At 73.3% G+C, this 18,379-nt stretch carries 19 protein-coding genes; 5 read left to right on the top strand and 14 right to left on the bottom strand.

What is annotated here, in order from left to right; translation table 11 throughout:
- Positions 1-155 precede the first annotated feature (155 nt).
- Positions 156-1,724 carry an ABC transporter substrate-binding protein gene (locus tag ACWDLG_RS07945; protein WP_449917199.1) on the top strand — a complete coding sequence of 523 codons (1,569 nt, stop codon included), beginning with the start codon at positions 156-158 and terminating at the stop codon, positions 1,722-1,724.
- Positions 1,725-1,726: 2 nt separating this feature from the next.
- On the opposite strand, the gene ACWDLG_RS07940 is transcribed toward ACWDLG_RS07945, so the two are convergent.
- Positions 1,727-1,891, bottom strand: coding sequence for a hypothetical protein (locus tag ACWDLG_RS07940; protein WP_354913835.1), 165 nt, complete (start codon positions 1,889-1,891; stop codon positions 1,727-1,729).
- Positions 1,892-1,911: 20 nt separating this feature from the next.
- Between ACWDLG_RS07940 and ACWDLG_RS07935 the strand changes: the two genes are divergently transcribed.
- On the top strand, positions 1,912-2,541 hold the full coding sequence (locus ACWDLG_RS07935; RefSeq protein WP_354913829.1) for a hypothetical protein: 630 nt from the start codon (positions 1,912-1,914) through the stop codon (positions 2,539-2,541).
- Here the strand turns inward: ACWDLG_RS07935 and ACWDLG_RS07930 are convergent, their stop codons facing one another.
- Positions 2,542-2,841 carry a hypothetical protein gene (locus tag ACWDLG_RS07930; protein ID WP_449917197.1) on the bottom strand — a complete coding sequence of 100 codons (300 nt, stop codon included), beginning with the start codon at positions 2,839-2,841 and terminating at the stop codon, positions 2,542-2,544.
- A 131-nt stretch (positions 2,842-2,972) separates the two neighbouring features.
- Positions 2,973-3,110 carry a hypothetical protein gene (locus tag ACWDLG_RS07925; protein WP_354906837.1) on the bottom strand — a complete coding sequence of 46 codons (138 nt, stop codon included), beginning with the start codon at positions 3,108-3,110 and terminating at the stop codon, positions 2,973-2,975.
- A 90-nt stretch (positions 3,111-3,200) separates the two neighbouring features.
- Between ACWDLG_RS07925 and ACWDLG_RS07920 the strand changes: the two genes are divergently transcribed.
- Complete coding sequence (locus tag ACWDLG_RS07920) at positions 3,201-4,001, top strand: alpha/beta fold hydrolase (protein ID WP_449917194.1); 801 nt, start codon at positions 3,201-3,203, stop codon at positions 3,999-4,001.
- Between the two features lie 113 nt (positions 4,002-4,114).
- On the opposite strand, the gene ACWDLG_RS07915 is transcribed toward ACWDLG_RS07920, so the two are convergent.
- From ACWDLG_RS07915 to ACWDLG_RS07900, 4 genes are all read right to left on the bottom strand, one after another.
- Positions 4,115-4,816, bottom strand: a complete 702-nt coding sequence (locus tag ACWDLG_RS07915; RefSeq protein WP_449917191.1) for a hypothetical protein — start codon at positions 4,814-4,816, stop codon at positions 4,115-4,117.
- A complete protein-coding gene (locus ACWDLG_RS07910) occupies positions 4,813-5,673 on the bottom strand; it encodes an ABC transporter ATP-binding protein (protein WP_449917188.1) in 861 nt (286 codons plus the stop codon). Before ACWDLG_RS07910 ends, ACWDLG_RS07915 begins: the two co-directional genes overlap by 4 nt.
- Positions 5,670-6,023, bottom strand: coding sequence for a GntR family transcriptional regulator (locus ACWDLG_RS07905; RefSeq protein ID WP_354906833.1), 354 nt, complete (start codon positions 6,021-6,023; stop codon positions 5,670-5,672). The genes ACWDLG_RS07910 and ACWDLG_RS07905 overlap by 4 nt, the downstream gene beginning before the upstream one ends.
- An 81-nt stretch (positions 6,024-6,104) precedes the next feature.
- Positions 6,105-8,603 carry a LuxR C-terminal-related transcriptional regulator gene (locus ACWDLG_RS07900; protein ID WP_449917186.1) on the bottom strand — a complete coding sequence of 833 codons (2,499 nt, stop codon included), beginning with the start codon at positions 8,601-8,603 and terminating at the stop codon, positions 6,105-6,107.
- Positions 8,604-8,668: 65 nt separating this feature from the next.
- Between ACWDLG_RS07900 and ACWDLG_RS07895 the strand changes: the two genes are divergently transcribed.
- Together ACWDLG_RS07895 and ACWDLG_RS07890 are read left to right on the top strand one after the other, a co-directional pair.
- Complete coding sequence (locus tag ACWDLG_RS07895) at positions 8,669-9,691, top strand: phosphotransferase (RefSeq protein ID WP_449917184.1); 1,023 nt, start codon at positions 8,669-8,671, stop codon at positions 9,689-9,691.
- Between the two features lie 102 nt (positions 9,692-9,793).
- On the top strand, positions 9,794-11,845 hold the full coding sequence (locus ACWDLG_RS07890; protein ID WP_449917182.1) for a protein kinase domain-containing protein: 2,052 nt from the start codon (positions 9,794-9,796) through the stop codon (positions 11,843-11,845).
- On the opposite strand, the gene ACWDLG_RS07885 is transcribed toward ACWDLG_RS07890, so the two are convergent.
- From ACWDLG_RS07885 to ACWDLG_RS07855, 7 genes are read right to left on the bottom strand one after another with little or no spacing between them, the layout of a single operon-like run.
- A complete protein-coding gene (locus tag ACWDLG_RS07885; RefSeq protein WP_449917180.1) occupies positions 11,823-13,145 on the bottom strand; it encodes an alkaline phosphatase family protein in 1,323 nt (440 codons plus the stop codon). The two genes, ACWDLG_RS07890 and ACWDLG_RS07885, sit on opposite strands and share 23 nt — an antisense overlap.
- The gene (eboE, locus tag ACWDLG_RS07880; RefSeq protein WP_449917177.1) at positions 13,145-14,209 is read right to left on the bottom strand and encodes a metabolite traffic protein EboE; all 1,065 of its coding nucleotides are present in this window, start codon (positions 14,207-14,209) and stop codon (positions 13,145-13,147) included. The genes ACWDLG_RS07885 and eboE overlap by 1 nt, the downstream gene beginning before the upstream one ends.
- Complete coding sequence (locus ACWDLG_RS07875) at positions 14,209-15,036, bottom strand: TatD family hydrolase (RefSeq protein WP_449917175.1); 828 nt, start codon at positions 15,034-15,036, stop codon at positions 14,209-14,211. Before ACWDLG_RS07875 ends, eboE begins: the two co-directional genes overlap by 1 nt.
- Positions 15,036-15,524 carry an EboA domain-containing protein gene (locus ACWDLG_RS07870; protein ID WP_449917172.1) on the bottom strand — a complete coding sequence of 163 codons (489 nt, stop codon included), beginning with the start codon at positions 15,522-15,524 and terminating at the stop codon, positions 15,036-15,038. The genes ACWDLG_RS07875 and ACWDLG_RS07870 overlap by 1 nt, the downstream gene beginning before the upstream one ends.
- Positions 15,505-16,335 carry a sugar phosphate isomerase/epimerase family protein gene (locus tag ACWDLG_RS07865; protein WP_449917169.1) on the bottom strand — a complete coding sequence of 277 codons (831 nt, stop codon included), beginning with the start codon at positions 16,333-16,335 and terminating at the stop codon, positions 15,505-15,507. Before ACWDLG_RS07865 ends, ACWDLG_RS07870 begins: the two co-directional genes overlap by 20 nt.
- Entirely contained in the window at positions 16,332-17,144 is an 813-nt protein-coding gene (locus ACWDLG_RS07860) for an SCO3242 family prenyltransferase (protein ID WP_449917167.1), read from the bottom strand. The genes ACWDLG_RS07865 and ACWDLG_RS07860 overlap by 4 nt, the downstream gene beginning before the upstream one ends.
- Complete coding sequence (locus ACWDLG_RS07855) at positions 17,141-18,271, bottom strand: inositol-3-phosphate synthase (protein WP_449917164.1); 1,131 nt, start codon at positions 18,269-18,271, stop codon at positions 17,141-17,143. The genes ACWDLG_RS07860 and ACWDLG_RS07855 overlap by 4 nt, the downstream gene beginning before the upstream one ends.
- Positions 18,272-18,379 lie beyond the last annotated feature (108 nt).

The raw sequence follows: 18,379 nt of genomic DNA, 5'->3' as shown, positions 1-18,379 counted from the left end.
ACTCCGGTCGGTCCCTAGCATCGGAACCCCGGATTTGGGACAGGTGAGAGCCTAGCAACTGCACCTCGCAATTTCCCGATTTTTCGGGATTTTGAGCCTCATTTCGTGATCTTGCAGTAGGTTTCCCAGGACGATCGGGGAGTAGAGGGAGGCAGATGCGCCGTCGGCTGATCGCGGCCGCGCTCGCGCTCCTCCTCGCGGGCTGCTCGACCGCCCCGCAGGCACGGCAGGAGCAGCGGCCACCCGCGAAGGACTCCACGTTCGTCTACGTGGAGAACCTCGGCGTGGTCACCGACTGGGACCCGGCCAGCTCCTACTCCAACGAGATCATCGCGATGCAGAACATCTACGAGTCGCTGACGATCTACAACCCGGTCACCAAGAAGGCGAGCCCGCGCCTGGCCACCTCCTGGCGCGCCTCCGCGGACGGCCGGACCTGGACTTTCACCCTGCGCTCCGGCGTCACCTTCCACACCGGCAGGCCCATGGACGCCGCCGCGGTCAAGGCGTCGATCGAGCGCACCATGCGCTCCAAGAGCGGGCCCTCCTACATCTGGGGCGCGGTCGAGTCCATCAGGGCCGACGACCCGCTCACGGTGACGTTCACGCTGAAGTACGCCGTGCCGCTCGACCTCGTCGCCTCCTCCGGGTACGCCGCCTACATCTACGACACGGCGGCCGCACCCGACCTCAAGGCGTGGTTCGCCGCCGGCCGGGACGCCGGCACCGGCCCGTACACCGTCGCCGGCTGGCGGAAGGGCAAGAGCGACGAGCTCACGCTCAAGGCCTACCAGGCCTACTGGGGCGGCTGGGACCGGCCCCACTACACCACGGTCAAGTACGTGGTCGAGCCCGACATCGAGGAGGCCTGGCGGCGCCTGATGCGCGGCGAGGTCAGCTTCGTGCACCGGCTCAACCCGTCCCTCTACCGCAGGGCGAGCAGGACGGCGGGCGTGCGGACCGCCGCCATGCCGTCGTTCCAGACCGCGATGCTGCTTTTCAACACCTCCGCCGGACCGCTCGCGGACGTGCGGATCCGCAGGGCGCTGCGCAAGACGATCGACTACTCGGGCACGCTGCGCGTGTTGCGGGGCGCCGCCTCTCCCTCGACGGGCGTGATCCCCGAAGGGCTGTTCGGCCACTCGGCCGGCCGTACGCCCAGGCAGGACCTCCAGGGCGCGGCGGACCTGCTGGCCAGGGCGGGCTACGGCCCCGGCCGCCTGCCGCTGCGCCTCACCCTCACCTACGCCCAGGGCGACGAGGACCAGCGGGTCTTCGTCCGGCGCCTGGCCGCCACCCTCGAACCGCTCAACATCACGCTGGTGGCCAAGGCGCTGCCGTGGGAGGAGCAGTGGGCCCGCGGCAAGCGGCGCGGTCAGGACATCTTCCTCATGTACTGGTGGCCCGACTACGCCGACGCCTACTCGTGGTTCACCAACGTCTTCAGGAGCGCGGAAGGCGTTCAGTTCAACCTGACCTACCTCAAGGACCGCGAGGCCGACGCGCTGATCGACACGCTGCCCGAGCTCACCGTCACCAACCGGGCGGCGGCGCAGGAGGCCTACGCCAAGCTCGACAGGAGGCTGCTCGACGTCCAGGCGGCGGCCGCGGTGCCGTGGGTGGTCAACTACCAGCGGGCCTACCTGAGCGGCATCCAGGGCTACAACGACAACCCGGCCTATCCGGACGTGGTCTTCGTCCACGAACTGCGGCCGGTCGGCTGAGGTCAGCCCTGCTCGACCTCGGCCTCGACGCGCTCGCGGAGCCGTGACCTGATCTCCTCCGGGGTGTAGGCGCGGCGCCGCCGTTCGGCGCGGGCCATGACCACGCCGGTCGCGGCGACTCCTGCCACGCCCGCCAGGCCGAGAATCTTCCACCATTTCGTCCGCATGTGCCTAGGGTAGTGGCGTGCTGACTCTCGACGAGGCCGTAGATCTCACCCGTACCGGGGACCTCTGGGTGTTCAGGGGACGCTCGGTGCCGGACCGGGCGATCCAGACAGTGACCAACAGCCCGGTCAACCACGTGGGCATGTCGATCGTCATCGAGGACATGCCACCCATGATGTGGCACGCCGAGCTCGGCAAGTCGCTGCTCGACCTGTGGTCGGGCACCCACCAGCGCGGGGTGCAGCTGCACGACCTGCGCGAGGCGGTCACCGTCTGGGGCCGGCGGTACGGCCAGCGCGGCTGGTTGCGCCAGCTCGAACCGCAGGCCACCGCCGAGATGGAGGACGCGGCGCTGCGCACGGTCGCCAGGCTCGACGGCACGCCGTTCCCCTCGACCGCGCGCCTGGCGGGGCGATGGCTGCGCGGCAGGATCCCCCGGCTGCGGCGCGAGGTGGGGGAGCGGACGCTGGAGCGCGCCTACTGCGCCGAGGTCGTCGCCGTCACCTACGAGGAGATGGGCCTGCTGCCGGTCGGCCGCAGGCCCAACTGGTACGACCCCGGACGGTTCTGGAGCGGCGACGACCTCGACCTGCTGCTGGGGCACAAGCTGGGCGGCGAGATCTCCGTCGCGGTGCCGCCCGGCGAGAGCTGATCAGCCCGCCAGCTCCCACACCGACGCGAACGCCTCCTGGCTGATCTCGGCCAGCTCCCAGATCTCCAGCGGCTGGTCGGTGAGGAAGCCGTGTTCGTCCTGCAGGTGGCGCCACCAGTAGCGGTGGACGGAGCGGTCGGCGCGGATCTCGATCTGCCTGATCGCCCAGTGCTCGCCGTCGCCCTCGACGCTCTCGAACAGCCACACGCCGCCGTCGCCGTCGTCGGCCCGCCAGTGGTGGCGGGCCAGGTCGGACTCGGCGAGCTGCCTGATGACGGGCTCACGTAGATCTGGAAGCACGCGCCCACTCTAGGAGGCGCGACCGACACTTCCGCCGGCCGCCAGCGCCCTGAACACGGCGCGCGCGGGTGCCGCCGGAGCCACGGGCTCGGACGGCACCCGCGTGCCCTCGGCCGTCCGCACCGGGCGGCTCAGTGGCGCTTCGGGCGCAGTCTGTCCAGGAACCTCCTCGCCTTCGCCTGGTTGTGCGGGTCGCTGGCCATGCGCTTGGCCTTGTCGATCGTTTGCTTGCCTTCCGGGCTGCGCAGATACGCGCGCACCTTGTCCATGAGGCTCGACATACGCGTCCTCTACCCAGCACGCGCGCACCTGCGCATGCCGGCGGCTGCGTAGAGTGTCCCGGCGATGGGGAAGACGACATGAGAACGACGACCGTGCGACGTGACGGCGTGCGACTGGTCTGCCGCGACAGCGGCGGCCCGGGGCCCGCCGTCCTGCTCCTGCACGGCCTGGCCGGACAGTCCCGCGAGTGGGAGGCGCTCGGCGCGCACCTCGGCGGCCGTTACCGGCTGCTGGCGCTCGACCAGCGCGGCCATGGGGGCAGCGAACCCCGCCCGGGCGACACCTCCAGGGCCGCCTTCGTCGCCGACGCGGTCGCCGTCATCGGGGAGCTCGCCGCCGGGCCGGTGATCCTGGCCGGGCAGTCGCTGGGCGGCGTCACCGCGATCCAGGCCGCCGCCGCGCGTCCCGACCTGGTGCGGGCGCTGCTGCTGGTCGAGGCGGGCGCGGCGGCGGGTGACGACGAGACGCCCGCGGAGATCGACGGCTGGCTGGGCTCCTGGCCGGTTCCCTTCGCCGCCCATGAGGACGCGGTGCGGTTCTTCGGCGGCGGGCCGGTCGGCGAGGGCTGGGCCTCCGGGCTGGTCGCCGCGGCCGACGGCCTGCGCCCGACGTTCGAGCGCGAGGTCGTCGTCGACGTCATCGCCGCGCACGCCCGCCGCTCGAACTGGGACGACTGGGCGCGCATCGCCTGCCCGACGACCGTCGTCCTCGGCGAGCGGGGCGTCCTGCCGGCGGAGGAGGTGGCCGAGATGCGGCGGCTGCGGCCCGACGCCCGGTTCGTCACCGTGCCCGGCGCGGGACACGACCTCCACCTGGAGCGCCCCGCCGCGGTGGCCGCCGAGCTCGACCGCCTGCTCGCCCCGGCGCCGCCCAGCTGACGAACGGCGTCCATGACCGGCGGCGTCACGGCGTCCGCCTCACCGGGGGCGCCATGCGACCTCGGCGGCCCGGCGGTGCCGGACGAAGCCCCGAGCGGCATGGCCGCACCCGCTCACCGCTGGTTCCGCAGCGGGACGTCGCGGATGATCAGCCAGCTGAGGCCGAGGCCGACGGCGAACGTGCCCAGCCCCGCGGCCAGCGCCAGCGGCACCGACTGCGGGAGGTCGAAGCCGAGCCGGTCGGTGATGAACGGCAGCGGCATCCTGTCGCCGATCGCGCTCTGCGCCACCAGGACCATGAGGATGCCGACCGGTACGGCCAGCAGCCCGCCGCCCTGCCACCGGTAGAAGGCGGCCGCGCCGAACGCGCCGGTCACCAGCCAGGCCAGGAACATCACCGTGTACTCGAGGAAGATCAGCGGGACCTGCGTGGGCGCGGTGAACAGGTGGGCCTGGCCGAGCGCCCACGTCCATCCCGTCACGCCGTACAGCAGCGACTCCAGCAGGAAGCTGATCACCAGCAGGGCCGCCAGGAACGGCGCGAACAGCGCGATGGTGACCGCCGCCTGGAAGCCGAACTGGCGGCGGCTCTGCCCGTGGGCGATGTAGAGCGGCAGGAACTCGTTGACCAGGGCGATCCCGGCGAAGAGCGCGTACCAGCGGGTCAGCTGGACGGCCTTCTCCCACACGCTCTCGTCCAGGTTGCCCCAGATGGCGATGCCGACGGTGACCAGCGTGATGAGCACGAGATAGGCCAGCCACGCGAAGGAGGCGAGCCAGATGTTGGCGCCGAGGAGGCGGCTGGGGAATCTCATGAGGCCGGGCCTCCGGTCAGGTGGATGAACAGCTCCTGCATCGCGATGGGGCCGGTCTCCAGGCCGGCGCGGCGGGCCTCGGCGTGGTCGAGCCTGCCGTACACCATGGCGGAGCTGGTGGGGCCGAGCCGCTTGACGCCGAGCACGGTCAGCTCCTTGGTGAACTCCTCGACCTGGGCCGTCGGGCCGGTGACGGAGGTGCCCATGGACAGCAGGTCGTCGGCGGGGGAGTGGACGACGAGGCGGCCCTTGTCGATGATGACGACCTCCTCGAACAGGGCGCTGACCTCCTCGATGAGGTGGGTGGAGAGGATCAGCGTGCGGGGGTGGGCCATGAAGTCGGCCAGCAGCGCGTCGTAGAAGGCCTGCCGGCTGGGGGCGTCCATGCCGAGATATGACTCGTCGAACATGGTCAGCGGGGCCCGCGAGGCCAGGCCCATGACCACGCCGACGGCCGAGCGCTGGCCCTTGGACATGGTTTTGACGTTCTTCTTGGGGTCGAGCTCGAACAGGTCGATGAGCTCCTTCGCGTAGGCGGCGTCCCATCGGGGGCGCAGGTGCTCGGCGAAGTAGAGCGCGTCCTCCACGGTGCCCAGGTCGATCGTCTCGCCGGCGTCGCGGATCAGCGAGATGTCCCTGGTGATCGCCGTGTTCTCGAAGATCGGGCGGCCGTCGGCCAGCGCGCTGCCGCCGCTCGGCCTGCGGAAGCCCGCCAGGACCGACAGCAGGCTCGTCTTGCCCGCGCCGTTGCGGCCGAGCAGGCCGTAGATCTTGCCCGGCTCGAGCGTGAGCGACAGGCCCTCGACGGCGTGGACGTCCCCGTAGCTCACGCGCAGGTCGTCGATGTCGATCCTCATCGGCTGTTCCTGATGCGGTCGATCACGTCGTCGAGCGGGATGCCGATGGCCTTGGCCTCGGCCACCATCGGGTCGACCACCTCGGTGAAGAAGCCCTCCCTGCGCTCCGCGCGGAGCGTGTCCCGGGCGGCAGGGCTGACGAACATGCCGATACCTCGTTTCTTGTAGAGGACGCCTTCGTCGACCAGTTGCTGGAACGCCTTCTGCGCCGTCGCGGGGTTGATGCGGTAGAAGGCGGCGTACTGGTTGGTCGACATGACCTGCTCGTCTCCCTTCAGTGCCCCGCTCATGACCTCGGCCTTGATGCGGTCCGCGATCTGCCGGTAGATGGGGCTCCGGTCGTCGAACATGGTTACTCGCTTCTGTGGTTCATTACTCTTGTAATGAACCATAGAAGCCGTGCGGAAACGCGTCAACTCCCCGGGATCGGTTCAGCCGAGCAGGTCGGCCAGGTCGGCGCGGTCGCTCACACCGGTCTTCTCGTAGACGGCGTAGAGGGTGTTGGCGACGGTCCTGATGGAGACCACGAGCCTGGTCGCGATCTCCCTGTTGGTCAGGCCCTGGGCGGCCAGCAGGGCGATCTCACGCTGGCGAGGGGTGAGCGCGGGCACGTCCAGGTCGAGCAGCGCGGGAGTGCGGACGCCCTGGCAGCGGCGCGACAGCGCCCACGCCCTGGTCTCCGCGGCCCTGGCCGCACGGGTCAGCCCGTCATCGCGGTAGCGGCGGGCCGCGTGAGCCGCCGCCTCCGCGGCGTGCACGGTCAGGCCGAGACCCTCGAAACCGACCGAGACGGCGTCGAACTCCGGGCCCGTGCGGGCGGCGGCGTGCCGGGCGAAGAGCGCGACCAGCGGGCCCTCACCGGTCAGGCGATCGGCGACCAGCGCGGGGTGGCCGAGCCGTACGACGTCGTGCAGGACGAACGGCACCTGGACGGGCAGCGCCCGCTCGGCCGCGGCCAGCGCGGTCGCGACGGCGCCCGGCACGTCGCCGCGCGCCGCCCGCGTCCACACCTTCGCCTGCTGGAGCGGGACCACGACAGGCGGGCCGACCGGCAGCCAGGTCCGCTCGGCGCGCGCGATCGCCTCCTCCGCCGCGCCGACCTCGCCGAGCAGCGCGTGGGCGTGGGCCAGCTCGCCCAGGCACAGGCCCGCCCACACGCTGCGCTCGGGCAGATGGGCGACCGTCTCCCTGCACCAGGCCAGCGCGTCGGCCACCCTGCCGCGCAGCCTGAGCGCCCGCGCTGTGCGGCTGCCGAAGACGATGGTGGTCCTGGCCCACATGCCGAGCTCGCCGTCCAGGCCGCGCCCCCGCTCGGCATGACGTTCGGCCGCCGCCAGATCGCCCAGATAGAGCGCGGCGTCCGTGGCGGCCTCCATCAGCGCGGCCATGAGACTCGGCAACGTGTCCGGCACCAGGTCGAGCGTGCGGGCGACCAGCCGCAGGGACTCCGCCGCCCTGCCCTCCGCGGCCAGGATGCCGGCCTCGGTCGTGCCGGACGCCCGTACGCTGCGCGGATGCGTGGTCGGGCCCATGTCGGAAGCCGCACGCAGCGACGCCCTCGCGCCCTCCAGATCGCCGGCGAAGACCTCCACCGAGGCCCTGGTGACTCGCGCCCCCTGCCGCGAGTCGAGATCGGTGGCCGATTCCTCGGCCACCGTCATCAGCTCCAGCGCCTCCTCGAGCCTGCCCAGCCCCCAGAACAGGTTGAAGGCCCGGTAGGACGCCCACTCCACGCGCGTGTGCCCGTCCATCGGCAGCCGACCGGCGGCGGCGAACACCTCCTCCGACTCCGCGTAGCGGTCGACGTAGAACAGGATGCTGCCCAGCGCGAGCCTGGCCGGGACACCGTCGCCGGCCGCGCGGGCCAGGCGCTCGGCCAGCACGAGGTCGCGCACCGTCCGGGCCAGGTCGCAGGCGGCGAGCAGCAGCTCGGGATCGCTGTCGGCGCCGCTGTCCAGCCGCCAGACGGCCACCCGCAGCGCGTCCTCGCGGCGGCGCAGGCCCGCCTCCGCCACGGCGTCGGCCAGCTTGCGCTGGAGCTTGCGGGCCCGCAGGGTGCCGCAGCCGCGCCTGATGACCTCGCCGTAGAGCGGGTGGCCGAGCCGTACCTGCAGGCGGCGGCCCTCCACGTCGACGGTGACCAGCCGGCGGTCCTCCAGGCGCTCGACCGCGGCGGCGGTGGCCAGCGCGCCCAGCAGGTCGGCGCCGAGCGGCTCGCCGTACGCCAGGAGCTCCAGGACCTCGCGCTCGTCGGGCGTCAGCTCGCCGATGCGGCCCGCGATCGTCTCGCGCAACGACGGGGTGATCGCCAGCGGCCCGCGCCACCGCCACACGCCCGCGCGCTCGGCCAGCATCCCGGCCAGCACCAGCTCCCGCAGATACAGGGCGTTGCCGCGGCTGGCCTCCCACAGCCGCGTCACCGTGCCCGGCTCCACCCGGCCGCCCAGCGCCTGTTCGAGCAGCCGCCTGGTCTCCTCCACCGTCAGCGGCGCCAGCTCCATGCGCGGCAGCAGGCCGTCCTTCCACAACGCCCGCACGGCGTCGGGCGCCGGCGTCTGCGTGCGTAAGGTCGCGATCACCCGGGTACGGCCGCGCACCACCAAGTGGTGGACGAGCGCGGCGGAGGCCGCGTCGAGCACGTGCGCGTCGTCCACCACCAGGACGGGCGCCCGCACGGCGTCGGCCGCCCAGCCCAGCGGGTTGCCCGCGGGCGGCGTGGAGGGCAGCAGCGGGCCGAAGGCGCCCAGCGGCAGCTCCGCGGCGGCGGCCGTGGCCCGCACCCAGGCCACGCCGTCGAGATCGCGTACGGCGTGCGCCACCAGACTGCTCTTGCCCACCCCGGGCGCGCCCACGACGACCAGGCCGCCCGCGGCGGACCTGATCTCCTCCAGCTCAGCCGTCCGGCCCGCGAAGGGCCACCCGCGTGCCACCCTGGAAGGCTATTTGAGTAGCCCGTACTCATGCGAGGGCATTCCCGGGAGAGCAGGCTGTGGCCATGGACTTGAGGGACCTGGTACGGCGCAGCCTCGGCGACCCGTCGGCCGAGATCGCCGAGCAGCGCAGCGAGGACGTGCCCGCGCACGGGTCGGGCGCGCTGTCCACCATCTCGCTGCGCAGGCTCCACGGCACCACGACGGCGGGCCTGCCCTGGTCGTTCGTCGTCAAGTCGATCGAGTCGCCGCGGCGCCGTCCGGGCATGGAGGAGCTGGCGGCGCACTTCCCGTGGCGGGTCGACCTCGACACCTACCTGGCGGGCTTCGCGCTGCCGGACGGCCTGCGCCTGCCCCGCCTGCACCACGTGGAGGACCTGGGCGGCGACCGCTACGTGATGTGGCTGGAGGACATCAGGACCGCCGACGCGCCCTGGGACCTCGACAGGTACCGGTCCGCCGCCCGGCTCCTGGGCGAGCTGGCCGCCATGCATCCGGCCGCCGGGCCCAACGAGGGGCTGCGCCACTACCTCGGCGGGCCGGTCGAGCACGTGTTCCTGCCCGCGCTGCGCGATCCGGACCTGTGGCGGCACCCGCTCGTCGCCGCCTACGCCGACCCGCTGCTGCGCTCCGACCTGCTGGCGCTCGCCGCCAGGATCGAGCCGCTGGTCGCGGCGGTCGCCGAGCTGCCGCACACGCTCTCGCACGGGGACGCCTCCCCGGGCAACCTGCTCGTGCCCGCCGACGGCTCGGCGCGCTTCGTGGCCATCGACTGGAGCTGGCCGTATGCCACCTGCGCGGGTTTCGACCTGTGCCAGCTCCTGGTCGGCCGGGCACACTCGGGCGAGCTGACGCCGGCCGAGCTGCCCGCCGTCCACGAGGCGATCGAGGCGGCCTACGTCGAGGGGTCCGGCTTCTCCGCCGACGAGGTCGCCTACGGCTACGCCGCCACGCTCGTGCTGGTCGCCGCGTGGACGACCCTGCCGCTCGATCGCCTGGCCGACGAGCCGACACCCGAGGTGCACGAGCTGTTCCGGCGGCGGGCGGGGCTGGCCAGGTTCGTCGCCGACCTCGGTCGCGGGCTCTGACGTGCGCGGACGCACGGGTATGCGCAGTCGCCGAACCGGGGTTCCGGTTCGGTGATATACAGGTGCCCTCTCTAGGGGAGTTAACGGGGGAAAAGGGGCACCGTGGTCGAGTTGAGACCGCTCATTCCCGGGGATCCTGCGGCTGTCGGGGGACACCGCATCCTCGGCAGGTTAGGCGAGGGCGGACAAGGCATCGTCTATCTCGGCGAGGCGCCGGACGGGCAGCGCGTCGCCGTGAAGGTCCTGCAGGCCCACCTGATCGCCAACGCGGAGGCGCGCGAGCGTTTCGTCCGCGAGGTACGGATCGCCACCAGCGTGGCCAGGTTCTGCACCGCCCAGATCCTGGAGACCGGCCTGGTCGGCGACAGCCCCTACATCGTCAGCGAGTACGTCTCCGGCCCCTCGCTCGAGGAGTCCGTACGGGAGACGGGTGCCCGCACGGGAGCCGCGCTCGAACGGCTGGCGCTCAACACCGCGATGGCGCTGGCGGCCATCCACCGGGCGGGCGTGCTGCACCGCGACTTCAAGCCCGCCAACATCCTGCTGGGGCCCGACGGTCCCGTGGTGATCGACTTCGGCATCGCCAGGGCGCTGGACAGCGAGCTGTCCGGGATGACGCACCAGGGGCAGGTCTTCGGCACGCCCAGGTACATGGCGCCCGAGCAGTTCGCCGAGACGCCGGTCGGCCCGGCCGCGGACGTGTTCGCGTGGGCGATGACGATGGTGTTCGCGGCCAACGGGCGGCCGGCGTTCGTCACCGAGACCCTGCCGGGGCTGCTGCACTCGATCATGTACGAGGAGCCCGACCTCGGGGTGCTCGCCGGAGCGTTGCGGGATCTGGTGTCGCTCTGCCTGGTCAAGGACCCGGTGCGGCGGCCGACCGCCGAACAGCTCGTGGCCCACCTGAGCGGGGCCCGCACCCCGGTGCCGCCCCAGCCCGTCTCTCCGGTGCCGCCCCAGCCCGCTCGGCCCGCCCAGCCCGTCGGCGCGCCGCAGCCCGTCCCGCCCCTCGCCGCGCCGCCGCCCCACCATCCCGCGCCCGTCGCGCCGCACCATCCGGCGCCGGTCGCGCCTCCCCATCCGGCGCAGGTCGCGCCGCCGGGGCCGCAGCCGGCACACCCGGGCACCCCGCCCGCCGCCCCGGCAGCCCAGCAGCCGCCCCTCCACGGACCGCACGGGACGACGCTCCCCCCGCAGCCGCCGCTCGCGGGACTTCCCGGGACGACGATCCCGCCGCAGCCGCCGCCCGCCGCGCTCACGGGGACGACGGTCCCGCCCGCCGGGCCTGCGGTCCCGCCGGCCGGGCCTGCGGTTCCGCCCCTCGGGCCCACGGTTCCGGCCGCCGGGCCCGTGGGGGCGACCATCCCGCCGCAGGCGACCATCACCGGATTGCCGGGGGCCATGGTTCAGCCGCCCCCTCCCGGCGCCGCGGGGCAGGAAAGCTCGCGGCCGGCGGGCAGGCGGCGGCTGATCGCCGTGCTGGCGGCCGCCGCCGTCGTCGTGCTCGGTGGCGCGACGACCGCCGTCCTGCTCACCAGGGACGGCGCCACGGCGCAGGGGACAGCCCGAGCGCAGGCCCGCGATCCCCAGCCGAGCACGCTGCCCGTGGCCGTCCCCTCCACCGGCACCTGGTCCACGCCGCTGCCCAGCCGTACGCCGAAGACCAAGAGGAAGAAGACGCCCAGCCCCTCCCCGAGCCCGACCGCCGTCCCGAGCCCGGTCAGGAAGCTCCGCCTCACCAACCGCAACCTCCTGGCGAACGCCGGGTTCAACGACGCCGACCTGGCGCCCTGGTACCCCAGGGGCACCGTCAAGCAGGTCACCAGCGACCAGCACAGCGGCTGGGGCGCGGTCTGGCTGGCCGCCACCCCCGGCATGGACGCCGCCGCCGAGCAGGTGCTGACCAACCTGCGCCCCAACACCAGGTACACCCTGAGCGGATGGGTGCGCTCCGACGGCAGGCGGACCATGCTGGGCGTCAAGACCGCCGACCCGCACCGGGGCGGGTGGAGGGTGCACCGCGGAAAGAAGTACGCCTACTACTCGATGACCTTCACCACCGGCAAGGGCATGACCAAGGCGACGATCTTCTGCTGGCGGAAGGAAGCGGGCCAGGGCTACTGCGACGACCTCAGCCTGCGCGCCTGGAGATGAGCCCTTCGAGCAGGCCCTTGACCGCCGTGGCCGGGTAGGCGTCCCCGTCGAAGGGGCCGAGCAGGACGGGACCGTCGTCGGCGCTGTCGGGCAGCCGGCCGTGGCTGCCCCGCACGGGCGACGGGTCCAGCGGCACCACCGGCATCGTGTAGCGCAGGCCGAGCCTCTTGCGGGCCAGCGCCAGGCCCGCGCGCACCTTGACGAACGGATCGGCGGGATCCATGAACAGCTCGGCCGGGTCGTAGCCGGGCTTGCGGTGGATCTCGACCAGCCGGGCGAAGTCGGGGGCGCGGGCGTCGTCCAGCCAGTAGTAGTAGGTGAACCACGCGTCGGGCTCGGCGACCGCGACGAGCTCGCCCGAGCGCTCGTGGTCGAGACCGTGGACGGCCTTGCCCGTCTCGTCCAGCACCTCGTCCACGCCGGGCAGCTCGGACACCACCGACCGCACCCTCGGCAGGTCGGCGGGGTCGCGGACGTAGACGTGGGCCAGCTGGTGGTCGGCGACGGCGAAGGCCCGCGAGGTCCACGGGTCGAGGTACTCCATGCCGGCCTGCGTGTACACCTCCAGCAGCCCGGCCGCGCGCAGCGCCCTGTTGACGTCGACGGGCCTGGAGGCGGGCGTGATGCCGTACTCCGACAGCACGACGAACGTGGCGTCCTCGGCCAGCAGGGGCGCGAGGGCGGTCTCGACGGCCTGGGCCGCGGCGACCGCCTGCGGACCGTCGGGGCCGTACCGTTGCAGGTCGTAGTCGAGGTGCGGGACGTAGACGAGCATCAGGTCGGGCCGGTGGGCGCGCAGGATGTGGACGGACGCGCCGACGATCCACTCGGTCGAGGCGATGCCCGCGCCCGGCCCCCAGTAGCTGAAGAGGGGGAACGGCGGCAGCTCGTCGTGCAGGGAGGGCGGTCGCGTGTAGCAGTCCGGCGACTTGCGGCCGTCGGCGTGGTAGATCGGGCGCGGGGTGACGAGCAGGTCGGCGGCCGCCCCCATGGCGTACCACCAGCAGACGTTGGCGGTGCGCAGGCCGGGGACCGAGTCCCACAGCTGGCCGCCCTGGATGAGCGCGTTGTGCTGCCGCCAGAGGAAGACCTCGCCCAGGTCCCTGAAGTACCAGCCGTTGCCGACGATCCCGTGCCGGCGCGGTGGCGCGCCGGTCAGCAGGGTGGCCTGCATCGAGCAGGTCACGGCAGGCAGGATCGGGCGCAGCGCCGCCGCCGCGCCGACCTTGGACACTCCGGGCATGTGCGCGAGCAGGCGCGGGGTCAGCCCCACCACGTTGATCACCACGATCGGCGGCATCACAGCTCCTTCAGTCCGAGGGCGGCCAGCTCGTGCCGCATCCAGGTGAGCTCGGCGGCGATGCCGCCGAGCACGTCCTGGTCGGGCAGCACCGTCCAGGTGTAGGTCTCGACCTCGATGTGCCTGGTGAGCGGCGCGGCCAGCACGGCGCGCAGCAGCTCGCCGAGGTACCCGGCGGTGGTGGTCAGCGGCGGCGGAGGGGCGGCGTGCAGGGGCATGTGGAAATGGGTCCGCCACCTCTCCCCGTACGGCAGGCGCGCCAGCGCCTCGTCCAGGTCGTCGGCGTAGCCGGAGGCGCACCTGGTCTGGTGCAGGAAGCGCGCCTCGTGGAACCTCTCGAGCGCCCGCTGCGCCCCCGGCGGCGTCTCCAGCGCGCACGACGCCTGCAGCTTCACGATCGGCAGGTCGCCGAAGTCGAGCCCCTCGAAGCCGACGGCGAGGTGGCAGGCGTCCAGGCAGACGCCGAGGAGGTCGTCGCGCGGCAGCAGCTTCGCGGCCTGGGCGGTGGTCTCGATGACGCAGCCGGGTTCGGGCTCGAAGCCGACCCTGATGGTCTTGCCGGTCCGATCGCCGACCTCGCGCAGCCCCTCGACCAGGCTGCCCAGCAGGGCGGTCGGCGCGCCCCTGGTGCGCCAGGCCAGCGGCAGGGTCGAGATCGAGCCCTCGGCCACGTCGTCCGGGAGCAGGGCGGCGAGGATCGCGGCCAGGTCGAGGGTGTAGGACAGCCGCGCGGGCGAGGACCAGTCGGGGGAGTAGACGCGGTGTTTCACCACCTCCCGCTGGAAGCCGCCGTAGGGGAAGCCGTTCAGCGTGACGACTTCCAGGCCGTTGTCGTCGAGCGCGGCGCGCAGCCGTACCAGCTCCCGGCGGTCGGCCAGCAGCGCGCGGGCGGCTCCGGCGGGCAGCCACAGCCCCACGCCGAGGCGCGGCACGCCGAGCAGCGCGCGGACGCGGGCGCAGGAGCCGGACAGCTGGGCGTGGATGCCCGGCAGGTCCTCGGCGGGGTGGACGTTGGTGCAGTAGGCCAGGTGCACGACCGGACCGCCGGGGTGCAGCAGGCGCATCAGCCACCCCGCCTGATCGTGTTGCCCGCGTAGTCGTCGCCCGGCGCGGGCGCGGCGGGATCGACGCCGTAGAAGGCGGACGGGTTGCGCCACAGCACCCTGTCGACGTCGTCCTCGGTGAAACCGGCGGCGAGCATCGCCTCGCCGACGGCCCTGGTGCGCAACGGATCGCTGCGGCCCCAGTCGGCGGCCGAGTTCACCAGCATCCGCTCGGTGCCGTACTCCTGGAGGATCGCCACCATCCGGCCAGGGTCCATCTTGGTGTCGGGGTAGATCGAGAAGCCCATCCAGCAGCCGGAGTCGGCGACCATGCCCACCGTCACCTCGTTGAGGTGGTCGACCAGCACGCGCTCGGGCGGCAGGCCCTTGACGACGTCCAGCGTGCGCCGGGTGCCGGCGGCCTTGTCCCGGTGCGGGGTGTGCACCAGGACGGGCAGGTCGTGCTCGGCGGCCATGGCGAGCTGCGCCTCGAACGCCCTGTCCTCCGCCGGTGTCATCGAGTCGTAGCCGATCTCGCCGACCGCCACGACCGACTCCTTCAGCAGGTAGCGGGGCAGCTCGCCGAGCACGCCCGCGCAGCGCGGGTCGTTGGCCTCCTTGGGGTTGAGCGCCAGCGCGCACAGGTGGCGGATGCCGTGCTGCGCCGCCCGGTACGGCTCCCAGCCCAGCAGCGCGTCGAAGTAGTCGAGGAAGCTGCCCACGTTGGTGCGCGGCTGCCCCAGCCAGAAGGCCGGTTCGACGACGGCGCGCACCCCCGCCCCGTGCATCCGCTCGTAGTCGTCGGTGGTCCTGGAGGTCATGTGGACGTGGGGGTCGAAGATGCGCATCAGATCCTCTCCAGCACGTCGGGGGGCACGGTCCTGCCGGCCGCCCTCCGTTCGTCGGCGTAGGCGGCCAGCATCCTGGCCAGCTCGGGGTCGAAGCGTTCGTCGAGGCCGGCGACCCGCTCGAGCGGGATCGCCATGAACACGCACTTCAGCACGCCCTGGCGGTAGGCGTGGTCGTCGAGGACCCGCGCGCCGTACGGGCCGAGGGCCGCGGCGACGAGCCTGGCGTCGTTGGTGCGCAGCGCGTCCTCCACCAGCGGCAGCGCCGCGTCGCCGAGGTCGAGCCGGTCCAGCGCGTCCAGAACGGCCAGGCGCTCGCCGGCGTCGCCGTCGCGGTACAGGGCGGCGACCGTCGCGGCGTCGACGTGGTCGAGCAGGGCGGCTCTGGCGGATGGGCCGCCCCTGCGCGCCGCCACCGGGAACAGGCGGTGCGCGGCCTGCTGGTCGGCTTTCACCTGTGCCACGGCCTCAGCCGTCCAGTCGTCCATGTGCCCTCCTCAGGAAGTCGATCGACCGGCGGGCGACCTCGGGGGCGGCGTGGCCGTGCCTGGCCAGCTCGACCGCCACCTGGCCGCGGTAACCCGCGAGCGCGGCGATGACGGGCGGGAAACCGATCTCGCCCGCCCCGAACTCCAGGTGCTCGTGGACGCCCCTGCGCATGTCCTCGATCTGCACGTGCGCCAGGTACGGCAGCGCCCGCCGGACGCAGTCCGGCACGTCCTGCGGTTCCAGGCACCTGCAGTGCCCGATGTCCAGCGTGAGCCCGAAACGGGGATGGCCGCCGAGCAGGTCCCGCAGCCGTTCGTAGCCCGCCAGGTCGGCGACCAGCATCCCGGGTTCCGGCTCGAAGGCGAGCGTGACGCCCAGCTCGTCGGCGTCGCCGAGCAGCCGCTCGCACCATCCGGCCAGCCTGGCCCACGCCTCCTGCTCGCCGACGCCGTCCGGCAGGGCCCCGCTCCACAGGTGCACCACGGGCGCGCCGAGGTCCACGGCGATCCGCATGGCCCTGCGCAGGTAGTCGGCCCTGCGCCAGTCTCCCTCGCCGAGCAGCGTCGGGTGGTGCTTGCGCCACGGGTCGAGGGTGTAGCGGCCACCCGTCTCCACGACCGCGGTCATGCCGAGCTCGCCGAGCAGCTTGGCGGTCGCCGCCACGTCACGGGCGAGGCCGGGGGCGTAGGGGTCGAGGTGGCCGTGGTCGAGGGTGATCGCGGCCCCGGTGTAGCCGAGGTCGGCCAGGACGGCCAGCGCCTCGGGCAGCCGGTGGTCGCGGAAGCCGTTGGTGCAGTAGGACCAGTTCACGAGGTGGCCACCAGCCTCGACAGCCGGCCGCCGAAGGGCGCGGCGGCCAGCAGCGCCGCGGACTGGACGGGACGGCCGTGGCCGGCGACGGCGGCGGCCTGCAGGGGGATGAGCGCCACGATGCTCAGCCGGACGGCCTGCCGTACCCGGGCGGGATCGGGGTCGGCGCGCAGGCCGGCCAGGGCTCGCCCGGCGGTGGTGACGTAGCCGGCCAGCGGCGCGCCGGGGCAGGTCCAGGCGACGAGCGCGGCGGCGGTGGCGCAGGCGGCCACCGCGCCCCCGACGGTCGCGCCGGTGGCGCCCGTGGTCTCGGCGCGGCCGAGGACGCTGATGCCGTAGGTGTGCGCGCCGATGGCCAGCGCGGTGGGAACGGCCCGCGCCGCGCCGCCCGCGCCGAGCATGACGTCGAGCGCCCGGCACGCGGCCATGGCGGCGGGACCGGCCGGCGTGCGCTTGAGCGCCAGGTCGTAGGCCCACACCGCGCCCGCGAGCAGGCCGGCGAGCCCGAGCCCTCGCCTGCCGCCCGCGACGAAGGCGGTGAGCAGGCCCGCGCCCGTGCAGCCCACCGCCGTGGCGAGCGCCGTGGCGGGGCTGATCCGGCCGGACGGGACGGGGCGTTCGGGCCGGTCGACGGCGTCCTGGTGACGGTCCGACCAGTCGTTGAGCGCCATGCCGGCCCAGTACAGCAACGTGGAGGCCACCGCCGTCCCCGGGCGGGCGGGCGAGCCCGCGGCGGCGGCGCCGGCCATCGTGTCGCCCGGCACCGACAGCGCGGCGGGTGCCCTGACCAGTTCGAGCAGCGCTCTCATGCGAGCGACCCCGCGAAGGCCCGCAGCATGGCGTCCTGTGCGGGCAGGGCGTGCTCGGCGGCGCCGAGGGGGTCCTTGAAGAAGTAGCCGAGCTCGGCGAGCCCGCCCCGCCGGCCCCGCTCGTGGGCGCGGGCCACCAGCCTGGCCAGGTCCAGCACCAGGGGCGCGGCCAGCGCCGAGTCGCAGCCCTGCCAGGTGAACTGCATGGTCATCCGCACGCCCATGAACCCCTCGAAGGTGACGTGGTCCCACGCGGTCTTCCACTCGCCGAGGTCGGCCACGTAGTCGATGTGCGTGTGCCCCTCGACCCTGCCGCCGAGGATGCCCTCGACCGCCCTGTCCTTCGAGGTCTGCTTGCTCGCCCTCGCCGCGGGGTCGGCCAGGGTGGCGCCGTCGCCGCCGCCGAGCAGGTTCAGGCCCGACCAGGAGCGCACGGCCAGCCCCCGCCCCTCGAACATCGGCGCGAGCGCGCTCTTCACCAGCGTCTCGCCCGTCTTGCCGTCGCGTCCCGCGTACGGCAGGCCCTCGGCCGCCGCCAGCTGCGCCAGCGCGGGAAGCGTGGGCCCCGTCGACGGGGTGAACGCCACGTAGCCGCACCCGGCGTGGAAGGCCGAGTACGCGTACAGCGAGCTGGCCGGCAGGACCGACGCCCCGGTGGCCAGCGCCGCCTCCAGCGCCTCGAGATCGGCGAACTCGGGCCGCCACGGCACGGGCGGCTCGGTGGAGGACAGGTCCACCACCACGACGCGCGCCAGACCCTTGCGCTCGCGGAAGGCGGTGATGTCGCGGGCCAGCCGGGCGGCGGCGTCGGCCTGGTCGCCTTCGTGCGCGTGGCCTGGTCTGATCTCCGCCTCGGCCTCGTCCAGGTCGCCGGACAGCAGGGCGGGGAGCGCGGCGGGGATCACCCCTGCCTCGGCCAGCCGCTCGGCCCGCTTCCTCAAAGAGATGGAGGCGATGTCATGACCGCCGAACACGAGGTCGGCGATACCGGGTAAGCCACACGGGGGCAGCCGTTCCGCCACGCAGCCCGCGGCGGGCAGCAGTCCAGCCTTGATGGCCGCCGCCCCGACCATGACGGTCGTGGCGACCGAGCCCCTGGCGCCGATGAGCCAAACACCAATAGCCATAGATCGGTATATAAGCCGGGGGACTTGTGAAGTAAAGGCCTGACTTTTGCTTGACCGTCATCATAAGTCGAATCTACGATCACGAAACATGGAGGACATAAGCCGGGA

The organism is Nonomuraea sp. NPDC003727 (assembly GCF_053586935.1).
The sequence above is the reverse complement of the archived record's forward strand: the minus strand, read 5'-3'. Positions and strand labels throughout refer to the sequence as shown.

Coding starts and splice junctions, on each gene's coding strand:
- ACWDLG_RS07945 (WP_449917199.1), top strand. CDS start 156: ATGCGCCGTCGGCTGATCGCGGCCGCGCTCGCGCTCCTCCTCGCGGGC.
- ACWDLG_RS07940 (WP_354913835.1), bottom strand. CDS start 1,891: ATGCGGACGAAATGGTGGAAGATTCTCGGCCTGGCGGGCGTGGCAGGA.
- ACWDLG_RS07925 (WP_354906837.1), bottom strand. CDS start 3,110: ATGGACAAGGTGCGCGCGTATCTGCGCAGCCCGGAAGGCAAGCAAACG.
- ACWDLG_RS07920 (WP_449917194.1), top strand. CDS start 3,201: ATGAGAACGACGACCGTGCGACGTGACGGCGTGCGACTGGTCTGCCGC.
- ACWDLG_RS07915 (WP_449917191.1), bottom strand. CDS start 4,816: ATGAGATTCCCCAGCCGCCTCCTCGGCGCCAACATCTGGCTCGCCTCC.
- ACWDLG_RS07910 (WP_449917188.1), bottom strand. CDS start 5,673: ATGAGGATCGACATCGACGACCTGCGCGTGAGCTACGGGGACGTCCAC.
- ACWDLG_RS07905 (WP_354906833.1), bottom strand. CDS start 6,023: ATGTTCGACGACCGGAGCCCCATCTACCGGCAGATCGCGGACCGCATC.
- ACWDLG_RS07895 (WP_449917184.1), top strand. CDS start 8,669: ATGGACTTGAGGGACCTGGTACGGCGCAGCCTCGGCGACCCGTCGGCC.
- ACWDLG_RS07885 (WP_449917180.1), bottom strand. CDS start 13,145: ATGCCGCCGATCGTGGTGATCAACGTGGTGGGGCTGACCCCGCGCCTG.
- eboE (WP_449917177.1), bottom strand. CDS start 14,209: ATGCGCCTGCTGCACCCCGGCGGTCCGGTCGTGCACCTGGCCTACTGC.
- ACWDLG_RS07875 (WP_449917175.1), bottom strand. CDS start 15,036: ATGCGCATCTTCGACCCCCACGTCCACATGACCTCCAGGACCACCGAC.
- ACWDLG_RS07870 (WP_449917172.1), bottom strand. CDS start 15,524: ATGGACGACTGGACGGCTGAGGCCGTGGCACAGGTGAAAGCCGACCAG.
- ACWDLG_RS07860 (WP_449917167.1), bottom strand. CDS start 17,144: ATGAGAGCGCTGCTCGAACTGGTCAGGGCACCCGCCGCGCTGTCGGTG.
- ACWDLG_RS07855 (WP_449917164.1), bottom strand. CDS start 18,271: ATGGCTATTGGTGTTTGGCTCATCGGCGCCAGGGGCTCGGTCGCCACG.